Origin of the sequence: Streptomyces sparsogenes subsp. cuspidosporus, from assembly GCF_039532705.1 — a bacterium.
Taxonomy (GTDB): domain Bacteria; phylum Actinomycetota; class Actinomycetes; order Streptomycetales; family Streptomycetaceae; genus Streptomyces; species Streptomyces sparsogenes.
On the sequence record NZ_BAAASD010000128.1, the window covers coordinates 1 to 1,203 of the forward strand.

At 82.6% G+C, this 1,203-nt stretch carries 1 pseudogene; it reads right to left on the reverse strand.

Annotated features, from left to right (window positions below):
• Nucleotides 1–499 precede the first annotated feature (499 nt).
• A pseudogene (locus tag ABFY07_RS42665) lies at nt 500–1,203 on the reverse strand (DEAD/DEAH box helicase); the annotation flags it as partial.

The following is a 1,203-nucleotide window of genomic DNA, read 5'->3' on the forward strand; positions in this document are numbered from 1 at the left end:
GCGGGTCGGTGCCCGGTGGGCGGGGGCGGGGGGTGCGGTTGACGGGGGCTGCGGCGGGTGGAGGCCATCGCCCGGTGGGGTGGCTGCGGGGCGGGTGCCGCCCGAGCTGTGCGGGGTGCGGCGGTCCCGGCTCCCCTCGGCATGGGGCGCGTCCGGCGACCGGGTCGGCGGGTCGGTGCCCGGTGGGCGGGGGCGGGGGGTGCGGTTGACGGGGGCTGCGGCGGGTGGAGGCCATCGCCCGGTGGGGTGGCTGCGGGGCGGGTGCCGCCCGAGCTGTGCGGGGTGCGGCGGTCCGCGGCCCCGGTCTGCGCCGGCCAGCGTCCCGGCGGCCGGCGGGCTGCGGCTGGATGGCTGGGGGCGCGCCCTGGCCTACTGGCGGATCTCCGTGCCGGCCGTGGCGGCGGCGGCTGGTCTTGCCGGCCCGGGTGACGACTGGCGAGACGCCGAGGGCCCGGTCCGCGGGTGGGCGGGCCGGGCCCTCGGCGAGGGGCTGATGTCGTCAGCCGGTTTCCGTGTCGGCCTTCGCGGCCGTGCTGCGGGTGCGGCGACGGCGGCGGACCGGCTTGGCCTCACCTTCCTCGGCCGGAGCCGTGGCCGGCTCGGCCTCGGCGGGCGGCGCTGCCGCCGCCGGCTCGGACGCCTTCGCGGCCTCCGCCGCCTTGGCGGTCGCCGCGCCGCGGGTGCGGCGGCGGCGCGGCTTGGCGGGGGCCTCGGCCTCCGCGGGGGTGGCTTCCGGCTGGGGCTGGGCGGGGTCGGTCACGACCGTCGCCGGGCCCTCGGCGGTGGCCACGGCCGTCTCCGCCTTGGCCGCTGCCGTCTCCGCGCCCGCCGTTTCCTTGCCTGCTGCCTCCGCGGCCGCCGCCTCCGCCTTCGCCGTGACGCCGCCGCGCGTGCGGCGACGGCGGCGGGGCTGCCTCGGCTCGGTGGCCTGGTCGGCCGGGTCGGTCGGGGTGGCGGGGTCGGTCGCGACCGTCGCCGGGCCCTCCGCCGTGGTCACGGCGGTCTCGGCCGACTGCGGCGAGTCACCGGCTTCGCCGTCGATCACCACGCCACCGCGCAGCCGGCGCCGCTGGCGCTGGGTGCGGGTGCGGGCGGGGCGCTCCTCGGCGGGGGCCGCGGCGCGCCGGCCGCGGCCGCCCCGGGCGCCGCGGGGGGCGGGCTCGCCGGGGTCTTCGATCTCCTCGGCGTCCAGGCCGGCCCGGG